Raw genomic sequence first — 17917 nt, 5'->3', positions numbered from 1 at the left:
ACAAATGTCGCAATTGCTATGGATATATTACAAAAGAAAAAGAATGCAGTAATGGATAAGTGGCTAATCGATGATTTCATCAATGAGAATATAGACTACCTAGCAGAGAACATGTTTAATGGTGAAACGATAATGAATAGTTTGGATATAGACATAAAAACTACATTTGAGAGATTATTTTATTTAGTTTCTCAATCTAAGCTCGATGCTTTCTTAGTTTGGGAACAAAAAGATGGTAACAAAGAAAAACTGATCCCACTTAGTGAAGATAGGAAATTCGATTTAAATGATTTTGGGGACGATGAAAATCCGTCATTGGATGAACTCTATGTAAAGTTTAAAGTAAGTAAAGAATATAAGGAATTCAGAGATGAGTGGAAAAAACAAAAAAATCAGAAGAAGAAAAAATAAATAACAAATATAATTAAGGAGAAATGCTACATAATGCAAATTAAAATCAAATATCTAGACGAAACACAAACAAAAATCAGCAAAATTGAAAAAGGAGATTGGATTGATCTTCGTGCAGCAGAGGATGTTGCAATGAAAAAGGAAGAATTTAGACTTATTCCATTAGGTGTCGCAATGGAGCTGCCAGGAGGGTATGAAGCACACGTTGTCCCACGTTCAAGCACATTTAAGAACTTCGGAATCATTGAAACAAATTCAATGGGTGTTATTGATGAATCATATAAAGGGGACAATGATTTCTGGTTCTTCCCAGCCTATGCCCTACGAAACACAGAAATTAAAAAGGGAGAACGTATCTGTCAATTTAGAATCATGGAGAAAATGCCTAAAGTTGAATTAATCGAAGTGGATCATTTGGGTAACGATGATCGTGGAGGACATGGATCAACGGGCACTAAGTAAGAATGACACTTGGCTGTTTGCATGGTGTGATTTCTAATGATTTTATACTATGGAGTATCACAGCCAAGTGATTTAATTAGTTTGGCACTACAACGGAATTAATATCCACAAAGTTAGCATTAAGCTCTTCTTTTGTGTAGCCTGTGTAATCTTTCATTTGAAGGTCGTAAGCTTGGATACGTAATGGTTCACCATACCTACTTGTGCCTGAACTACCAAGCATTTTAGTTTCAGTGTAAAAGATAATTTTTGAAGGCTCATTCTTAGAGAATAGTGAAACAAAATTTTGAGTGAATTTTTTTAATCCCTTATCTTCGCTTGTGATGATTTTATCAATCCCAGCAATGATTTCTCCAACTGAGTTGACGGCACTGGTGTGGTTATGTGATAAATCATCATAAATATGAAGTATCTTTTTTTCTGCTTCATAGAGATATCTAAATTGACTTTTCTTTTCAAAACCTGTTTCGTAGATAACACCTTCGACAGTAGTTTTATTAGGATTAGCTTTAATTACTTGCAACTGTTTAACCACCTTTTTATGAATTTTAACAATAATTAAATTATAACAAATGAACAGAATTAAAGGTAATGATAACCATCGGCACCAAAGGATTCTCAATAAAAGAAGACTTTTATAAGAAAGGGGGAAAATATGATTAAAATCGATGCATTATATGCCTCATTAGATAAGATAGATAAGCAAATGAAAGTATACGAGCTAATTGACGATGATCCAGAAATGAAGATGAAAGCATTGGAAAACATGATTAGAGAGTTTGATTCAATTGGGGATGGGGCATTAGAGGGTATTAAAAATGCTACCGCTTTGTTGAAGAAAATAGGTAGCGATGATGTTGCGGAGAGAATTGAGAAACTTACAGAAATAAACTAAGAGAGGAAGACCTCTCTTATATGAGTGTGTATCGTCTAAAATCATTGTAGTTGTAGAGTGGATGAGAAGGCATTCCAGTAATATTAGTTCTGTAGCAAAGTAGTATTTCTGAATAACTGCTAAGGATACTTTTTATAAACTCTAAGTTGCTACAATATATTCGCAAGTTGCTTTTATTTAGTTTGGTTGGACGATTCCCCCATCCGCAAATAACTTTGCCTCCGCTTTTCACGCTTGACTCGATTGACCTTTTAATTACTCTGAGGTTTTCCTCTGTAATTGTATTTAGTTGGGCTTCATTGATTTTAGACATAACTTTGCCAAGCTTTTTCGAATCTGTTTCATAAAAGGGAAAGATGTTTACAACATCGACTATACCAGCACCGTCATTGTATGCATCTTTTATTACTTTATTTACTGTTCTGTCAGATTTGTCATATACGGCAGCACTAGGATTCATCAAAAGAAAAGTATACTTAATATCATTTGATTTATGTGTGCTTACGCTTAGAAGGTTCCTTTTCCATAGGTTGCTTTGAACTTGGACATTATCGCTAATAATTGTATGTTGATAAAATTGTTTATCAAAATTGACTTGAGCATACACTGCTAAATCGCCCCCTTTTACTTTAATTATACAATATGGAGGTTTATATTGGAAAAAGAATATTTGAAATTATTACAAAAAATCTATACATTTGGTCATGACTCAGGAGACAGAACGGAAACGGGCATGAGAAGCCTTTTCGGAGAGACAATGGAGTTTAATTTGTCTGAAGGGTTTCCATTGGTTACAACTAAGAAAATGTTTACTAGAGGTGTCTTTGGTGAGCTGCTATGGTTTTTAAGCGGTTCAACTTCAAATAAAGAATTAGAAGAGAAGTATGGAATCAAGTTTTGGAAGGAATGGGCGGATGAAGCTGGGCAGCTGCCAAACATCTACGGCAAGCAATGGACTAGATGGGAAGATGGCCGTGGGAACATTTTTAATCAGGTTGAGTATGTGATTGACCAAATTAAAAACAACCCAACAAGCAGACGTATCTTGTTCACTGGATGGAACGCTCCAGAGATGCAATGGGAAGATACAGCATTGCCTTGTTGTCACAGTACTGTTGTTCAGTTTTACGTGGAAGGTGATTATCTTCATATGTATCATTATCAACGTTCAGGAGACATGTTTCTAGGTGTTCCAGTCAATATCGCTTCATATGCAACATTACTGACGATGATTGCTCAGCAATGTAATCTAAAGCCTGGTATCATGAAACACACAATTGGTGTAGCTCATATCTATCACAACCATTTAGATCAAGTTAAAGAACAACTAACCAGATCTCCATATCAGGCACCAAAGCTTAATGTTAAACGGAAGCCTGAATCAATCTTTGAGTATAGCTTAAAAGACTTTGAAGTGGTTGATTATAAACACCATCCATTGATCAAAGGAGATGTAGCAATTTGATCAATATAGTTGCAGCGTGCGACATGAACATGGGAATTGGATTGAACGGCAAACTCTTAAATTCTGTTAAAGAAGATATGAAAAGGTTCAAAGAACTAACTGAAGGTAAACGATGTATACAGGGTCGCAAAACATATGAATCAATTATTGAGCTTAACGGCAAGCCTCTGTCTAACAGAACAAATGTTGTTTTAACAAAGGATAAGTCATATAAAGCCTTACCAGGGACATTTGTTTATCATTCAATTGAGGAAGTATTGAAATTAATAAACGGTCAATCTAATCATGGAGATGAAGTCATGGTTATAGGAGGCAGTGAGATATACAAACAATTTCTTGATCATGCAAGCAATGTTTATTTAACAATGTTTCATGATGTGTATGAAGCAGATTCATATTTCCCTAGTCTTGATGACAACTGGCTAAGAAATAGTAGTGAACATCACTACAAAGAGAAAGGGGCACCTATAGGGTACAGTTTCATTCATTATAAAAATACAAATAACACATAATTTATATTGACTAAAACACAAATTACATATACTATAAAGATAAGCCAATGAGGTTTATCTTTTTTATTTAAAGGGAGGAATTCAATGAACGCTTTAGATTTTTTAAAGATTTCAAAATTAATAAACGATTGTCCTAATTGTAGCAATCATCTAATTGGTAATGGGCAAGGGACATTAGAAGTGGAAGATGATTCATTTAAACGAACATGTAAATGTGGATTCCAGGTAGAGTTAAATATACGTGATGGAGTAAATGAAAAGAAAATTAGGCTAGAGATTGATAAAGTGCTTTCAACTATGTGAAATGACTACATAAAATCTGAATTTTAAACTAATAAATAATAAATTCATTGGAGGGTTCGACTTGTTATGGTTCAAGAAAAAGAAAAAGGTAGACTGCTCTCATAAATATTCTTTGGTTGATTACTATTACACTTATACTCCAGCATTAGATATTGAAGACATCTATGAAATTAGATGTGATTATTGCTCGTGCATAAGAAATGTCGATGAGTACACCTTAAATAAACTTAAAGATCTTAAACTAATGGAGGTGTAGACCATAAAGAGTGAAGCGCACCAACGACTAAATGAATTAGAGAAAAGCAAATACAAGCTTAAATCAGACATCTTAGAGAAAAAAAGAGACCTGTTACATATTAAAACAAATCAAAATCCACTTGCGCTGGAGCGACTCTTTGAATTAAGTGAAGTGTTACAACTGACTGAGGAATGTGAATGGGTCAGCTCATCAATTGCCATTGAAGCAGTAAAGGCCAATAAAGAATTCCTAAAGCTATTCGATGTCAAAGATGACGGTAAAGCATACATAAACAAAAAAGAGTTTAATAGGCTACATGAAGAGTTTGTCAGAATAAAGTTTGAGCAGAACAACATTTAAAAAAGGAGATGATTGGCATAGATAAAATTCTAAATCATGTTCTGCCCAAAGGTGCTAAATTATTAGAATACGGTCAGTTGAACAGCAAAATTCCAATGCGAATAAAAATGACTACAAGCTTATACGAGCATCTTGAATTTCAATACCATGTGTATGATGATGAAGAGTTTCCATATGAATTACCATGGATTGATATTGAAGGTTACGGGTACGGTTGGTTATGGAATACAACAGACGAAGAGAATTGGCATACGGTATTAGCGAAAAACATATTTAATGAACTGGATAGCCTGGCTGATTATGAAGATAGAACCCTTTACTTTAATTATATTTGTCAAAACCAACTTTGCTTTCACTTTATTACTATGGCCGATTACAGAAAAGATTTTATTATTAAAATGTCAGATGAAGAAATGTTTCCTTTTTAAGTTCATTTAGCTGTTAATTTAATACCAATAAACTCTATACTGGATATGCAACAAATTATGGAGGTTGATACTAATGAATGGAAGAGGTCAAGCAGAGGACAAAATTCTTGAGTTTTTAGAATCTGAGGAAAGTGAAGCGATTCTTACAGGGAATCATTATCACCAAAAGTTTCCTATGGTTTTCGATCTAATTCAAAAGAACTTCAAAGATGTCAAAGTTCTACTTAGAACAATGGATAAAAATATCCTGAAAAGATCAAACATTAGTTGTTTGAATAACAGAAACTTTGTGATAGGACAGAGGTTTAATTGTGGTGAAAACGTGTTTATTTTAGACACTATTAAAATGAAATGTAGAGACGTTTATGCCGAAGGGATTGATATTGCTTTAATTTATCCAATAAAGGGTCACGTAGAAAACGAAGCAATGAGAAAGGCTATATTCCAAGAGTTAAATGAAATAGGAGCGGTTGAAAAAATCATTTATATCACAGACCTAGAAGACATTGACACAAGTTGGGCAGCGGATCTGAAATATAAAATTGTTTACGACTCTAATTAAAACTGTGGGGCTATTGCCCCTTTAGTTTAAAACGTTGATTTTATTGAAAGGAGTTTGATTAATGGAAAGCGTTACAGAAGTTAAGAGTTTCTATAAAGCAATGGCACTTGTAGAAGAGTACCTGAAAAAAGGCAAGACAGTAAAGATCGTTCCACTATTTCAAGGGAACGAAGAGTATACATATCGAATACAGACAACTTCGTACGGCAGAGGATATTAAATAAAAAATAAATTATATTTATTTCGAAGGAGTGGTACGGTGGATGAATTAGAATGGTGGGGCATTGAGTTAAATATGAAAGATGAATCTTCTAATGTTTTGTTAATAAAACTATTTAGAACGATTAAACAAACATTTGAGAACCTTTATAAAGTTAAACGCTCTACATTTGATTCTGCCATAGAAGATTTGGAAAGTGCGATTCCAGAGTATGAAAAAAGAATTGTCCCTTTTCTCCAGAGTGAACTAATATCTCTTAGGAAAGAAATCAAAAATATTGGCATCTGTGACAGAGAATTCATCTTAAGATTAGAATATGCTTTATATATTTATGAACCAGAAATCGACTGTGTATATCCTGAAAGTAGTAGAGATACAATAATCACCTTTTTCAATATGATAAATGAAGAAATTAAAAGATTAAGTATGCTTAATAACATGTATCTGATTGCTGAGAAAAATACAAAAAGAGATGTGAATGGATTTACGGTGATCGAGGCTAGTGATGATTGGAGGGATTAAATTTATGATTAAAATATTGAAGTCAAAGATTAAAAAAGACGAAGAGTTGTCTGCTGAATATGTCAAAGGATTCTATTCAGGAGCATTCTACACAAACTTAATCGTATTGCCTGTGCTTGTATTAACACTATTCCATATATGGGGAGTCATTAACAGATGAGTCAATTAAAAATCAATTCGAATATCAACTGGTTAGAAGAAAGAACGATTATCTTAGCTCCAACTGGCAGTTATGCTTATGGAACAAATACAGCAGAGTCTGACAAAGATTTTAAAGGTATCTGTATCCCGCCAAAGGAGTATTACTTAGGACTTGAATCCTTCAATGAGTATAACAACAGTGGAGGAAAGAATTTTAAAAACACTAAGGATGATGTTGATATCAATATTATTCATATCAACAAATTTGTTAAGGATGCAATGGAAGGTGTGCCTAATAACATTGAGCTACTATTTGTTAGAAATCAAGATTATCTTAGAGTAACATCTCTTGGCCAAAAATTAATCGATAACAGACATTTGTTTTTAACTAAGAACATTCAAAAGAAATTTGGCGGTTACGCACATTCTCAAATGCAGAAACTAAAAAACACCAACTCAAACGGTGCAGCAAGAAAAGACCTAGTAGATGCTCATGGGTACGATACAAAATTTTTCATGCATTGCATTAGACTTCTTACAAGCGCTATTGAAATTCTTAAGACTGGGGACTTTAGTACGTTCCGACCAAATCGAAATTTTCTTATTGATTGCAGGTCAGGAAAGTTTAGTTTTGAAGAAGCGCTTGAGATGATCGAGGCCTATGATCAAGAGTTGAAAGATGCTGTTCATGTGTCACGTATTCCTGAAAGACCAGACTACGATACGGTAAATAGATTGCTAATTGAGCTAAATGAAGAAGCTTTAGAATGGTAAAGAAAGTTCTTTAAATAACAAATAACATATATAAAGGAGAATAGAAAATGGATAAATATTATTACAAAGTGGAGAAAACTTCTAACTTACACAGAGATCTAGAATATGGATTTTTCATCAAAGGACAATTTATGCAAGATAGGAACGAGGAAATTTCAAGTTTAGTTGGGATCGAAGACTTAGCGAGTAAAGCAGCATATGATTTTCATGGAGGTCTTTTAATAAATGAAGCATATTCTGATGAGATTGATGATAAGCATTTCATCAAAAAAGAACAAGAATTAGACGGTCATATTTTCAAACAGTTTAAGAAAAGTTCAAACTACTTTAAAAAATGGGATAAATTTATTAAAGAAAATAATCTGACACATGCCATTAGAATGCAAAGTTTAAATTTCTTAGTATTTGTATACGACCTTACTGGTGCTATTGAGTTTATCACATACAACGATACATTCTATTTAGAATCGAAAACAGAGCAGGAAAACAAATCTTTGATACCTATCACTGAAAGAGAATTACTTGAAATGAAATTAGAGATGGCAAAGGGAAAGGAAGCGAGTTAATTGGATTTAAAACATTTTAAAAAACTAACATCGAATTTATCTGCATTTACAGCTGCAGAAATTGATGAATTTAATTACATGACGAGTGATGAACTTAACAGTTACCAACGTGAATTAGAAAATGACACAGGTAACTTATCTGATTGGGATCACTTAAGAGCATTCTATACATTAAAAAGTATTATCAATTCAATGGAATCAGAGGAGCGCTAAATTTGACTGAACAAGAAAGAGTTATTAAAGATGTAATTACTTTTGCAGAAAGAAATGAAGAAGAACGAATGTTTGATAATGTTAAATCCTATATCAATAAAATCAAACGTCAACGTGACAACTTAAGAATTGAATTAAAAAAGTATCAGTCCAATGAAAAGATCGCAGAGCTTGAAAATGAAATTGAGCGACTAAGAGTGAGCAGCGTATTTATTTTAAATGAAAAGGAGAGAAAGGAAGAAATTAAATTTAAGAAAGAGCATCGAGAGAAATGTGATTCAGGTATTTATCACTTTTTCGAAGCAACTGATTTAGGAATAGCTGTAGATGTAAAGTGTTGAGAATGTGGTGTTGATAAAGACATTACAGATTATTCTGCATGGTAATCTGAACACATCAAATATTTCTAAATAAAATCGGTCTTTTAATCAAATTGGGAGGAGGGGTTTGAAGTGATCAGGACTGTAGAAGGTAACATATTAGACACAACAAAAGACATCATCTGCCATCAAGTGAATTGTAAGGGTGTCATGGGAGCAGGGTTAGCAAAGCAGATCAAAAGTAAATATCCAAATGTGTATAAAGACTATAAACGTTTATGTGATGATGAAAAAATTAAAAATAGTAAAAATGGTTTACTAGGGGCTACTCAGTTTGTAGATGTAAGTAAGAGTAAAACAGTCGCAAATTTGTTTGCTCAAGATAACTATGGTGTGAAATCAAGACAAACAGATTATGAAGCTATGGAACTTTGTTTGAAAAGTTTAAAACATGTGGTCAGTGATGATTATAGTAAATACAAAGACTGCTCTATCGCAATTCCGCATGGCATAGGCTGCGGTTTAGCAGGCGGGGATTGGCGAATCGTTGGACGAATGATTGATGATATCCTGGGAGATTGTGATGTGACTTTATACAAATTAAAATAAAGGGGAAATTACATATGGTTATTAGAATTCCTTTTGAACAAGACGCTTTGAAACAAGCCTATCTAACTCAAGTTGGTGGTACAATTTCATTTCAAAAAGGCAAAACGCCTGTATTCTCATTTAATAATGAAGAAGATTACAAGAAATATAGACAGCTTCTATTAGGAGGTGAGGAATCATACCAGTAGGATCATTAACAATTGATGTAGGAAGTATGTTTGCGGAGAAATCAACGGCACTACAGCGTCATGGTAAACGTTATATGTTGGCTGGAAAGAAAGTGATGTTTCTCAAACCGTCCTTAGATAATAGATACTCAGAAGACTTTATTGTGACACATGATGGCAAGAAAGTTGAGGCTATTAATATAAAAATAACAAACAAAGGCGAGATGTGTATACCATTTCATTTATTAAATGAAGCTGATGTTGTTTGTATCGATGAAGTTCAATTTTTCCCAAGTCAAATGATTGACCACATTGAACGATTAATTGAACAAGGTAAGAAAGTGTTTGCTGCTGGATTAGACATGGACAGGTACGGTAAACCATTTGGAATTGTACCTTATCTTATGGCCAAAGCTGATCACGTAATTAAACATCATGCAGTCTGTGTGTTCTGTGGCGAGGATGCATGGGTTTCACTTGAAGTTTCTAATGATTCAAATACTCAAGTTAAAGTTGGGAACGATTATAAGCCAGCATGTAGACAATGCGCTTATGAAAGGGGAGTTAAATAATAGAAGAAAATAGTTTGAGTTTGATTAAATTGCACAACAAAATGAAAAAACAAATGGATTCAATTGAAGAAGCGATACATAACAAAGATTTTTCAAAAGTAAATCGACTAGGAATGAGCCTGAGCAATAATAATGAAGAATTAATGCAAGAAGCAAGAGACTTGTCTAACAATGAAAAAGGGAGATACGTAAATACATATGCTTAACTTACATAACTTAAAAGGCGCTTATCAATTAAAAAATCAAGGAGATGATTTTGCTTATTTTTATAATGAGAAGTCAAACAATCTAATTGTAATTAATAACATTGATGAAGAAGAAATTAGAGATGTTACAGACGGTACATCACTGGATGCTTACATGTACTTAACAAATAAGCTTAACATTGAAACGAATTTAACTGTCATTTGGTATAAAACTGAATTTGATTCAAGTGACTATATTCTAATTGAAGGAGTCAATGGTAAAGACTTGTATCACTTAGATTTGATTGAGTTGGAGAACACTGTTTTAGATGATTACAAGTTTGATAAGAAGTATGTGAAGCTAATTAATGGAGAAGCAATCGAATTAAAATTTTTAGAATTTTAAACCCCTGTCTAATGACAAGGGTAAACATCAAGAAGCTTTGAAGTTTTTTATTAAAGTATTCACTTCTTCAACTAAATCTGGGTATTGGTTGTTATCAACGAATGAGTATTCAACTTCATTAGTTTTAGCGTTTGCTTTGAATACGAGTTCAGTATTTATAGTTTCTGACTCCTTGTAAACAACATAATGTTTTTCAAATAAATGATTATTCGACATGTCTACATGAAATTTAACTGTAAATCCCTTGGATTTTAGATATTCAGTTAGTTCGTTGTGCTGGTTGATGAGTTCAGTCAATTGGAACACTCTCCTAGATATTGATAATCATAGAATACCCCATTTAATTATTAAACACAAAGAAAGGATTGGTTCATTGAGCACAAACCTAGGAAAAGTTTTTGAAGCAAATATACAACAATCAGCAAAGGATCAAGGTTTATTCTTTTACCGAATTAAAGATGTAAATCCAATGGCCATAAAACGTAACTTTGGAGTATCAAAAAACAATTATGATTGTTTCCTTTACGCTAAAGGAGTTTTATTCCCTTTAGAATTAAAATCAACTAAAAGCAAGTCTATATCGTTTTCGGAAAGTATGATTAAAGCGCAACAGATTAAACATTTAGAAGCAGCTTCTAAATATGAAGGAGTCTTACCTGGTTTTCTGTTTAATTTTAGAGAGCCTGAGAACAGAGTATTCTTTATACATATTAAAGACTTTCTTACATATAAAAATATTGCAGAAAAGCAATTAGCACATACATACATAAGCAAGGTTAATAAATCCAGCATACCTATTGGCATCTGCGAAGAAATTGGAACAGAAGTAAGGTGGATGAAGAAGAAAGTCAATTATACATATTACATAAATAAGATGTGCGAAGAATTAATTCAGGGAGGTGATGCAAAACATAGGCAGGGATAAGTCTCTGTCTTTATTTGCTATAATATTTATAATGAATAAAAATGTGTGGTGATTAAAATGAATATTGATAAAAATTCAAAAGTAGCAGTCTATTCAAGAAAATCAAGAGAAGACCCAGACACAGAGGACACTTTACTGAAACATAGAGAACAGCTAAAAGCACTCTTAACTAGGTACAGTTTTACAGATGTAGAGTGGTTCGAAGAAGTTGTTTCTTCCGATTCTATTGATAATAGACCTATTTTTTCTAGATTATTGCCTAGAATCAGATCAGGTGAATTCGACGTTGTATGTGTAATAGCGAATGATAGACTTTCTAGGGGTTCACAGATCGACTCAGGACGTATCATGGAAGCCTTTAAAGAAAGCAACACCCTACTAATAACCCCACAAAAAATATACAACATGTCTAATGAGAGTGATGAAATGCTCTCAGAGTTTGAATTGGTTATTGCTAGAAATGAATATAGAGCTATTAAGAGAAGGCTGTTAAATGGTCGAAAAGGTGCTGTTAAAGAGGGGAGACCTCATTCTGGATCTGTTCCATTCGGGTTTAAATGGGACAAGAATGACAAGACTGCAAAGGTTAATGAGGAAAAAATAAAAATTTATCGTATGATGATTGATTGGTTCCTAAAGGAGGAAATGTCTTCAGCTGCAATTGCAGACAGGCTAAATCAATTGGAGATTCCACCTCCTTCAAGCAGAGGTAAGATGTGGTATGGCGAAGTTGTAACCTATCTTTTGTTAAATGATTTTCATAGAGGCTATGTATGGTATGGGAATGATGAAAAGAATAAAGGCGTTCATCAACCAACAAAAACAGAGGAAGAACACACTCAAATTGTAGAACGAATAACTAAACTAAGGACATACCCAGATGTTGGAAGGCGTTTGAACATGAATTCGCACAAACTTTCAGGAATAGTTAGATGCCCTTATTGTTTGAAAGTTCAAAACGTACATCAACCAAAAGGGAGACAAAAACACGTTAGGAAATGTCTTAGAAAATCATCTGCACGTGAACCAATGTGTGAAACCACAAAAGGAATTAATGAAGACATTCTATACAGTGCTATCCTACAAGAAATGAAACAGTACAGTTCTGAAATATTTAAAAGGAACGAAAATAGAGAATCTGCCGAAACAACTACTATTTCAGTTCATCTAATCGAGCTAAAAGAAAAAGCAATTAAAAAATTGAGGGGAAGAATCGAACGATTAAAAGAACTCTATTTAGACGGTGATTTAGACAAAAATGAATACAAAGAAAAGCTAGAAAAAGCTCAAGGGAATTTAATGAAATCCGAAAAAGAACTCGGAGAATTATACTCATCAATTGAATATCAAAAAGCGAAAGCATTAGAAAAAAGAACCTCCCTATGGCAAGAAGAAGACGTTCAGGCATTATTAGAATCAGATGAAGGGATGTCAGATACAGAAATCAATATAGTACTCAAAAAGCTTATTAGCCATATCTCATATAAAGTTAAAGATGAAGATGGGAAGCAGCCTGAGTTGAGTGTAAAAGTCTATTATAATTAAGGTGTGTTCTTTGTTGTACCCAAACTATATCTGTCGTCACCATTATTGGCATAACCCTTATTCCAGTAGCGATGAACAATATGGCAGGAGGAGAAGGAAGTGCTGATTATGGTTCTTTTGAAAATCTTGGTCTCGCTTTCCTTGTGCTGTTTATCATTGTGCTGCTCTATCGATTCACGACAGGATTTATGAAGGCGATCGCCATTTTAATCGGTATTCTTCTTGGGACAGCAGTCGCTGCCATAATGGGGAAAGTGGAAACAGCTGAAGTGGCGAATGCTCAAGTTTTCCGCATGATTGAACCATTTTATTTTGGTATGCCTACCTTTGAATTTGCACCCATCGTGACGATGACGTTAGTTGCGGTTGTGTCATTAGTCGAATCAACAGGTGTTTATTTCGCATTAGGTGATTTAACAAACCGGTCATTAAAAGAGAAGGATTTAGCGAAAGGCTATCGTGCAGAGGGAATTGCTGTGTTATTAGGTGGTATCTTCAATGCCTTTCCTTACACAGCCTACTCGCAAAACGTTGGGTTGATCCAGTTGACAGGAGTCAAGAAAAACCAGGTCATTGTTGTGACAGGCGCCTTGCTCATGTTATTTGGACTTTTTCCTAAAATTGCTGCATTTACGACGATTATTCCAAAGTCCGTTCTTGGCGGCGCAATGGTTGCCATGTTTGGGATGGTTATTGCCTACGGTATTAAAATGCTCTCGCGTGTGGATTTTGCCAAACAGGAAAACCTACTCATTGTTGCATGTTCAGTAGGGATCGGCTTAGGTGTCACCGTCGTGCCGCAAATGTTTGAGCATCTGCCAGAATCAATCAAATTATTAACAAGTAATGGCATCGTGGCAGGCAGTTTTACTGCTATTTTGCTTCATATTATTTATCACATGATCCCTTTTAAAAAAGAAACCAGGCAGGACCTGATGGAAGAGCCTAAGCAATCTGTTATGTAAACATCTCTCTTGGAGAGGTGTTCAGATTGTTGACAAATCAGCTTGATAGAAAACCTTTGAAGTTCTAGGAAGGAGCGTGTGAGGATTTGTCTACACGCTGAAAGCCCGCATCTTTTGGATATGGGCTTGTTGTGATTAGTGCTATTAATGTTGTACCGGCTGCATTGTTTCGTTAATGACTGCAAATGTATAGCCCCTTGCTTTTAGTTGTGTAATCAGGCTATCTAAATCGTTCGTGGTAGAGGGTTGATCATGCATTAAAATCACTTTTGGTTCCCATGGTTTATTTATCTCAAACATTTGCAGTTGATTCAATACCTCTGGAACATATTGTGAGTTTTTATATCTCCAGTCAAGGCTATCAATCGTCCAATCCCAGTAAATAAAGCCATTTTGGATTAAACGTACTTTTTGATGATATGTTAAATTTGGAACACTGCCATAGGGTGTTCTCACAAGACGGGTGTAAACGCCTGTAACAGAAGCAAGAATGCGCTGAGCTTCTCTCATTTCATTTGCGGGAGACTCACTGTTCTGATAAAAGCGGTTTATATCATGCGTCATGCCATGAAGCCCTAATTGATGTCCTTCTTGATAAAGTCTTTTCACAGCTGCTTGGTGAGCTTGGATTTGCGGTCCAAGCATGAAGAATGTCGCCTTCACGTGATGTGCTTTTAATACATTTAACAGCTGATTTGATGTAGCAGAAGGGCCATCATCAAATGTTAAAAAGACCGTTTTATTCGTTGTCTGTTGGTTTGGATTGGTCTTAAAATGTGTATCCAATGTTCTTGTAGAATGATCTTTTGCTTTCAGACTGATGCTTGTGTCTCGGAAGTCACTGCTAGCAACAATTTTTGCTTGCCCATTTGTCGCCTGCAAATGGGGTTTAGACATATCCCAGATAAAAAAGAGAAACAGTGTAAGAAGCACTAAACCAATTATCTTCGAGAGAAGTACCGTGTTGTAGGGTGTCTGTTTTTGGGACACCTTTTTCATTACAATCACTCCAGTCAATTAAATTTTGTGCCGAATCATGTAGTAGATTCTGTCTTTTTTCACTGTTTTTCATGGTGTTCATATTGATTAAGTATACAGGAAAAAAACACCTTTTCATATATAATAATCAAATAAATTAGCATTTTATGGTTATTTCTTTGTGTTGATCAGAATAAAAGGTGATCCATTCATGTTTAAATGAAATCATTCTGAATAATGATCGAAACGTTGATATTTATACGCTAAGATAGCAACAGTTTTAACCATTAATGCGAAGTGAAGGGAGATTCCGTGTGTTGTAAAATGACGATTTCATTGAAAAAAAGGATGCTCATGTGGGATATTGGAGATAGAGGCTATCAATCGCGAAATACATAGAGAAAAGCTCTTACCCCTACAAAATAAAGAAGAAACAAAAGAAATCAAAGTCAGTACAACTGAATCAGAGATTGGCTACTATGTAAAAGGTGAACGTGAAAAGTCATTTCTTTAGATATAAAATAAGATGAGAGTGAATTGTTAAGAATCGTATTGAATGACATCAACCAAGAAATAGATCTAAACGAATAGGATGATTATTGAAATCTGTCTGCTCTCTACAAATGAGACCTATGATAAACTTGGTTTATTAAAATTTTCCAAATGGACGTTGAAATTAAAAAGGTGGGATAAGCAAATGCTTGGATTACCAAGAGGGGAAGTCTTTTTAGTCCCTTGGTCTATTGAGTGGACAAAAGAATTTGAAAGAGAAAAGCGCAAGATAATAGGTGATATTGGTCAATACATAATCAATGTACACCATATTGGAAGTACAGCAGTAAAAGGATTAAGTGCTAAGCCAATTATTGATATTGCAATTGAAATAGATCATTTTTTTGATGGAGAAAAATGTGTAGTAGCTTTGGAAAGACTCGGTTACTCATATAAAGGAACAAATGTATTACCTGAAAGACACTACTTTAATAAAGGAGAACCAAGAACACATCAAATCCATATGTACCAAAGAGACAATAAGTATTTACTTGAACAGTTAAATTTCAGAGATTACTTGAGCAATAACGAGCAAGCTAGAAGTGAATACCAACAGCTTAAACTTAAATTATCAAGATTACATGGAAATGACAAACACAAATACGCAGATGAAAAAACTGATTTTATTAAGTCAATCCTTGAAAAGATTTAGGTGAAGCTTTGCGCTTTAGGTGTACGGAAGAGAGGTCATTCATAGTGGGACTCCCAATTAACGGAGTCCTTTTATTTTTTCATTAATTCAACATAATTCTTGCATAGTATGCATAAAAAAAGCAGGTTCGCTTGGCTTGGAACGAACCTGTGAAGGAGGAAAACTACATCATGTTTTCACCTATATTATCCAATATTTATCAATTGTCGTCAAGACAAAAAGTTAGACGGAGGAAAATGTTTTGACTGAATTGTGACGGTTTGGCATGTATATCCTTTTTTCGATAGGGGATATTAACCAAAAAAAGAGGTGAAGCCGATGGCGTACATTCTTTCAGTTGGAACGAGTCTCCCTAAGAATGATGTGAATCAGAAAACAGCTGCTGATTTTGCTAGATCTCAATTTAAACGATCGTTTAAAGATATTGACCGGCTGCTGAGAGCTTTTCAAAATGGAGAAATTGAAAGCAGGCAGTTTGTGCAGCCTATTGAATGGTATCAATCACACCACTCTTTTGAAGAGAAAAACAATATTTATTTGGAAAAGGCACTGGCTCATGCAAAAGAAGCGATTATACATTGTCTTCATGAGGAGGCATTTTTAAAAAAGCCGATGCCTGTTGAAGAGATTGATGCACTGTTTTTTATTTCAAGTACCGGACTTTCAACACCAAGCCTTGATGCAAAACTGATGAACGTCCTTCCATTTTCTCCTTATACGAAGCGAGTGCCGATCTGGGGGCTTGGGTGCGGAGGCGGAGCGGCAGGGTTGTCTCGGGCTTATGAATACATAAGGGCATTTCCAGACGCAAAGGTAGTCGTCGTTGCCTGTGAACTGTGCAGTTTAACCTTTCAGCCGCAGGACCAATCAAAAAGCAATTTAATCGGCACCTCCTTATTTGGAGACGGGACGGCTGCGGTTCTGTTAACTGGAGAAAAAGCAGCGCTTGAATATGCCCGTTTCAAAACAGTCCCTAAAGTACTAAGCACCCAATCCGTCACGATGAAAGATTCGGAGGATGTAATGGGCTGGGATTTTACAAGTGACGGCTTTCGGGTTATTTTCTCCCGTGACATTCCGTCTATCATTTCTGGCTGGTTAAAAGAGCAGGTGGATCAATTTTTAAAGGAGCTAGGATGTTCAACTGAAGACTTATCCGTTTTTCTTGCCCATCCTGGAGGGAAAAAAGTAATTGATGCCTATGTTGAAAGTTTATCCTTACAAGAGGATCAGCTATTTTCTTCAAAAGAAGTACTCAAACAACACGGAAATATGTCCTCTGCCACAGTTTTGTATGTCATCAAGCATTTTCTTGAACATCAAACGGTTGAAACGGGGGATATGGGCCTTTGCGGGGCGCTTGGTCCGGGCTTTTCCTCAGAGCTGCTACTCATGCAATGGGAGGAGCTCTTGTCATGATCATTTGGCTGGTTATTGGTTTCTTCATTTGTCAGCGGCTCATTGAAATGCTTGTGGCCAAAAGAAATGAAAAGAAGGTAAAAGCGATAGGTGCCATTGAATTTGGTGCAAGCCATTATCCTTTTATGGTCGCTATGCATTCAGCTTTTTTTCTCTCACTCATCGTTGAGATACGGCTGTTGCATAAGGAGCCATCGGGCTATTTTCTTGTGCTACTCGTTTTCCTCATTGCTACACAAATCATTCGATACTGGGCGTTATGCTCTCTTGGGACATACTGGAATACAAAGATTTTAGTCGTACCGAACGCGAGAATTGTCAAAAAAGGGCCGTATCGCTGGTTGAAACATCCTAACTATGTAGTCGTAGCGATTGAGCTTTTGCTGATCCCGCTATTGTTTGAGGCGTATGTGACAGCCATTTTGTTTACGTGTTTAAATGCATGGATGATGACTGTAAGAATTCAAACAGAGGAGAAAGCTTTAAATGAGTATTTGCTAAATTAATATTGAAAATCATTATCAATTGTGCTACACTTTCATTAATGATA

At 34.9% G+C, this 17917-nt stretch carries 29 protein-coding genes and 1 pseudogene; 26 read left to right on the top strand and 4 right to left on the bottom strand.

What is annotated here, in order from left to right:
* Positions 1-18 precede the first annotated feature (18 nt).
* Both C5695_RS10320 and C5695_RS10315 read left to right on the top strand, forming a co-directional pair.
* Entirely contained in the window at positions 19-411 is a 393-nt protein-coding gene (locus C5695_RS10320; protein WP_117730653.1) for a hypothetical protein, read from the top strand.
* 33 nt (positions 412-444) lie between these two features.
* The gene (locus C5695_RS10315) at positions 445-873 is read left to right on the top strand and encodes a dUTP diphosphatase (RefSeq protein WP_117730652.1); all 429 of its coding nucleotides are present in this window, start codon (positions 445-447) and stop codon (positions 871-873) included.
* A gap of 76 nt (positions 874-949) precedes the next feature.
* Here the strand turns inward: C5695_RS10315 and C5695_RS10310 are convergent, their stop codons facing one another.
* The gene (locus C5695_RS10310; protein ID WP_117730651.1) at positions 950-1396 is read right to left on the bottom strand and encodes a hypothetical protein; all 447 of its coding nucleotides are present in this window, start codon (positions 1394-1396) and stop codon (positions 950-952) included.
* Between the two features lie 132 nt (positions 1397-1528).
* Between C5695_RS10310 and C5695_RS10305 the strand changes: the two genes are divergently transcribed.
* Positions 1529-1768: a hypothetical protein gene (locus C5695_RS10305; protein ID WP_117730650.1), complete on the top strand. Its 240-nt coding sequence runs from the start codon at positions 1529-1531 to the stop codon at positions 1766-1768.
* Positions 1769-1784: 16 nt separating this feature from the next.
* On the opposite strand, the gene C5695_RS10300 is transcribed toward C5695_RS10305, so the two are convergent.
* Positions 1785-2375: a DUF1643 domain-containing protein gene (locus C5695_RS10300; RefSeq protein ID WP_187441887.1), complete on the bottom strand. Its 591-nt coding sequence runs from the start codon at positions 2373-2375 to the stop codon at positions 1785-1787.
* Positions 2376-2420: 45 nt separating this feature from the next.
* On the opposite strand from C5695_RS10300, the gene C5695_RS10295 reads away from it, so the two are divergent.
* From C5695_RS10295 to C5695_RS10225, 17 genes are all read left to right on the top strand, one after another.
* Positions 2421-3233 carry a thymidylate synthase gene (locus C5695_RS10295; RefSeq protein WP_117730648.1) on the top strand — a complete coding sequence of 271 codons (813 nt, stop codon included), beginning with the start codon at positions 2421-2423 and terminating at the stop codon, positions 3231-3233.
* Positions 3230-3745: a dihydrofolate reductase gene (locus tag C5695_RS10290; RefSeq protein WP_117730647.1), complete on the top strand. Its 516-nt coding sequence runs from the start codon at positions 3230-3232 to the stop codon at positions 3743-3745. The genes C5695_RS10295 and C5695_RS10290 overlap by 4 nt, the downstream gene beginning before the upstream one ends.
* 84 nt (positions 3746-3829) lie before the next feature.
* Positions 3830-4048 carry a DUF3797 domain-containing protein gene (locus C5695_RS10285; RefSeq protein ID WP_117730646.1) on the top strand — a complete coding sequence of 73 codons (219 nt, stop codon included), beginning with the start codon at positions 3830-3832 and terminating at the stop codon, positions 4046-4048.
* 606 nt (positions 4049-4654) lie between these two features.
* On the top strand, positions 4655-5074 hold the full coding sequence (locus C5695_RS10275) for a hypothetical protein (RefSeq protein WP_117730643.1): 420 nt from the start codon (positions 4655-4657) through the stop codon (positions 5072-5074).
* 73 nt (positions 5075-5147) lie between these two features.
* A complete protein-coding gene (locus tag C5695_RS10270; RefSeq protein ID WP_117730642.1) occupies positions 5148-5636 on the top strand; it encodes a hypothetical protein in 489 nt (162 codons plus the stop codon).
* A gap of 61 nt (positions 5637-5697) precedes the next feature.
* Positions 5698-5856 (top strand): hypothetical protein, encoded by a 159-nt coding sequence (locus tag C5695_RS20485; RefSeq protein WP_187441888.1) that lies wholly within the window; start codon positions 5698-5700, stop codon positions 5854-5856.
* Between the two features lie 39 nt (positions 5857-5895).
* Positions 5896-6378: a hypothetical protein gene (locus C5695_RS10265; protein ID WP_117730641.1), complete on the top strand. Its 483-nt coding sequence runs from the start codon at positions 5896-5898 to the stop codon at positions 6376-6378.
* Positions 6379-6382: 4 nt separating this feature from the next.
* Positions 6383-6538, top strand: a complete 156-nt coding sequence (locus C5695_RS20480) for a hypothetical protein (protein ID WP_187441889.1) — start codon at positions 6383-6385, stop codon at positions 6536-6538.
* Positions 6535-7293: a nucleotidyltransferase domain-containing protein gene (locus tag C5695_RS10260; protein ID WP_117730640.1), complete on the top strand. Its 759-nt coding sequence runs from the start codon at positions 6535-6537 to the stop codon at positions 7291-7293. The genes C5695_RS20480 and C5695_RS10260 overlap by 4 nt, the downstream gene beginning before the upstream one ends.
* Before the next feature lie 47 nt (positions 7294-7340).
* A complete protein-coding gene (locus C5695_RS10255; RefSeq protein WP_117730639.1) occupies positions 7341-7859 on the top strand; it encodes a hypothetical protein in 519 nt (172 codons plus the stop codon).
* Positions 7860-8072, top strand: coding sequence for a hypothetical protein (locus C5695_RS10250; RefSeq protein WP_044141663.1), 213 nt, complete (start codon positions 7860-7862; stop codon positions 8070-8072). It abuts the gene before it with no gap.
* 2 nt (positions 8073-8074) lie between these two features.
* Complete coding sequence (locus C5695_RS10245; protein WP_117730638.1) at positions 8075-8413, top strand: hypothetical protein; 339 nt, start codon at positions 8075-8077, stop codon at positions 8411-8413.
* A gap of 111 nt (positions 8414-8524) precedes the next feature.
* On the top strand, positions 8525-9001 hold the full coding sequence (locus C5695_RS10240; protein ID WP_117730637.1) for a macro domain-containing protein: 477 nt from the start codon (positions 8525-8527) through the stop codon (positions 8999-9001).
* Positions 9002-9015: 14 nt separating this feature from the next.
* Entirely contained in the window at positions 9016-9189 is a 174-nt protein-coding gene (locus C5695_RS20475; RefSeq protein WP_187441890.1) for a hypothetical protein, read from the top strand.
* Complete coding sequence (locus C5695_RS10235; RefSeq protein ID WP_336470387.1) at positions 9177-9740, top strand: thymidine kinase; 564 nt, start codon at positions 9177-9179, stop codon at positions 9738-9740. Before C5695_RS20475 ends, C5695_RS10235 begins: the two co-directional genes overlap by 13 nt.
* A 14-nt stretch (positions 9741-9754) precedes the next feature.
* Positions 9755-9946, top strand: a complete 192-nt coding sequence (locus C5695_RS10230) for a hypothetical protein (RefSeq protein WP_117730635.1) — start codon at positions 9755-9757, stop codon at positions 9944-9946.
* Entirely contained in the window at positions 9939-10331 is a 393-nt protein-coding gene (locus C5695_RS10225) for a hypothetical protein (protein ID WP_117730634.1), read from the top strand. The genes C5695_RS10230 and C5695_RS10225 overlap by 8 nt, the downstream gene beginning before the upstream one ends.
* A gap of 27 nt (positions 10332-10358) precedes the next feature.
* Here C5695_RS10225 and C5695_RS10220 read toward each other — a convergent pair whose 3' ends face one another.
* Positions 10359-10628 (bottom strand): hypothetical protein, encoded by a 270-nt coding sequence (locus C5695_RS10220; protein WP_117730633.1) that lies wholly within the window; start codon positions 10626-10628, stop codon positions 10359-10361.
* 76 nt (positions 10629-10704) lie between these two features.
* Between C5695_RS10220 and C5695_RS10215 the strand changes: the two genes are divergently transcribed.
* From C5695_RS10215 to C5695_RS10205, 3 genes and pseudogenes are all read left to right on the top strand, one after another.
* Positions 10705-11256, top strand: a complete 552-nt coding sequence (locus C5695_RS10215; RefSeq protein WP_233230714.1) for a Holliday junction resolvase RecU — start codon at positions 10705-10707, stop codon at positions 11254-11256.
* A gap of 57 nt (positions 11257-11313) precedes the next feature.
* Complete coding sequence (locus C5695_RS10210; protein ID WP_233230713.1) at positions 11314-12801, top strand: recombinase family protein; 1488 nt, start codon at positions 11314-11316, stop codon at positions 12799-12801.
* 23 nt (positions 12802-12824) lie between these two features.
* A pseudogene (locus C5695_RS10205) lies at positions 12825-13766 on the top strand (nucleobase:cation symporter-2 family protein); the annotation flags it as partial.
* A 144-nt stretch (positions 13767-13910) separates the two neighbouring features.
* On the opposite strand, the gene C5695_RS10200 reads toward C5695_RS10205, so the two are convergent.
* Entirely contained in the window at positions 13911-14765 is an 855-nt protein-coding gene (locus C5695_RS10200; protein ID WP_117730631.1) for a polysaccharide deacetylase family protein, read from the bottom strand.
* A 676-nt stretch (positions 14766-15441) separates the two neighbouring features.
* Here C5695_RS10200 and C5695_RS10195 point away from each other — a divergent pair.
* The 3 genes from C5695_RS10195 to C5695_RS10185 all read left to right on the top strand — a co-directional run bounded on the left by C5695_RS10195 (position 15442) and on the right by C5695_RS10185 (position 17873).
* A complete protein-coding gene (locus C5695_RS10195) occupies positions 15442-15948 on the top strand; it encodes a GrpB family protein (RefSeq protein WP_117730630.1) in 507 nt (168 codons plus the stop codon).
* 318 nt (positions 15949-16266) lie between these two features.
* Positions 16267-17367, top strand: a complete 1101-nt coding sequence (locus C5695_RS10190; protein WP_117730629.1) for a type III polyketide synthase — start codon at positions 16267-16269, stop codon at positions 17365-17367.
* Entirely contained in the window at positions 17364-17873 is a 510-nt protein-coding gene (locus tag C5695_RS10185; RefSeq protein WP_117730628.1) for an isoprenylcysteine carboxyl methyltransferase family protein, read from the top strand. Before C5695_RS10190 ends, C5695_RS10185 begins: the two co-directional genes overlap by 4 nt.
* The last annotated feature ends 44 nt before the right edge of the window (positions 17874-17917 follow it).

The sequence above is a fragment of the Bacillus pumilus genome, from assembly GCF_003431975.1.
Taxonomy (GTDB): domain Bacteria; phylum Bacillota; class Bacilli; order Bacillales; family Bacillaceae; genus Bacillus; species Bacillus pumilus_N.
This window is presented reverse-complemented; position numbering and strand designations above follow the sequence as displayed.

Excerpts from the sequence above, each read along its gene's own strand:
- C5695_RS10320 (WP_117730653.1), top strand. The coding sequence starts at position 19 with ATGGATATATTACAAAAGAAAAAGAATGCAGTAATGGATAAGTGGCTA.
- C5695_RS10315 (WP_117730652.1), top strand. The coding sequence starts at position 445 with ATGCAAATTAAAATCAAATATCTAGACGAAACACAAACAAAAATCAGC.
- C5695_RS10305 (WP_117730650.1), top strand. The coding sequence starts at position 1,529 with ATGATTAAAATCGATGCATTATATGCCTCATTAGATAAGATAGATAAG.
- C5695_RS10285 (WP_117730646.1), top strand. The coding sequence starts at position 3,830 with ATGAACGCTTTAGATTTTTTAAAGATTTCAAAATTAATAAACGATTGT.
- C5695_RS10275 (WP_117730643.1), top strand. The coding sequence starts at position 4,655 with ATGATTGGCATAGATAAAATTCTAAATCATGTTCTGCCCAAAGGTGCT.
- C5695_RS10270 (WP_117730642.1), top strand. The coding sequence starts at position 5,148 with ATGAATGGAAGAGGTCAAGCAGAGGACAAAATTCTTGAGTTTTTAGAA.
- C5695_RS20485 (WP_187441888.1), top strand. The coding sequence starts at position 5,698 with ATGGAAAGCGTTACAGAAGTTAAGAGTTTCTATAAAGCAATGGCACTT.
- C5695_RS20480 (WP_187441889.1), top strand. The coding sequence starts at position 6,383 with ATGATTAAAATATTGAAGTCAAAGATTAAAAAAGACGAAGAGTTGTCT.
- C5695_RS10260 (WP_117730640.1), top strand. The coding sequence starts at position 6,535 with ATGAGTCAATTAAAAATCAATTCGAATATCAACTGGTTAGAAGAAAGA.
- C5695_RS10255 (WP_117730639.1), top strand. The coding sequence starts at position 7,341 with ATGGATAAATATTATTACAAAGTGGAGAAAACTTCTAACTTACACAGA.
- C5695_RS20475 (WP_187441890.1), top strand. The coding sequence starts at position 9,016 with ATGGTTATTAGAATTCCTTTTGAACAAGACGCTTTGAAACAAGCCTAT.
- C5695_RS10225 (WP_117730634.1), top strand. The coding sequence starts at position 9,939 with ATGCTTAACTTACATAACTTAAAAGGCGCTTATCAATTAAAAAATCAA.
- C5695_RS10210 (WP_233230713.1), top strand. The coding sequence starts at position 11,314 with ATGAATATTGATAAAAATTCAAAAGTAGCAGTCTATTCAAGAAAATCA.
- C5695_RS10200 (WP_117730631.1), bottom strand. The coding sequence starts at position 14,765 with ATGAAAAAGGTGTCCCAAAAACAGACACCCTACAACACGGTACTTCTC.
- C5695_RS10195 (WP_117730630.1), top strand. The coding sequence starts at position 15,442 with ATGCTTGGATTACCAAGAGGGGAAGTCTTTTTAGTCCCTTGGTCTATT.
- C5695_RS10190 (WP_117730629.1), top strand. The coding sequence starts at position 16,267 with ATGGCGTACATTCTTTCAGTTGGAACGAGTCTCCCTAAGAATGATGTG.
- C5695_RS10185 (WP_117730628.1), top strand. The coding sequence starts at position 17,364 with ATGATCATTTGGCTGGTTATTGGTTTCTTCATTTGTCAGCGGCTCATT.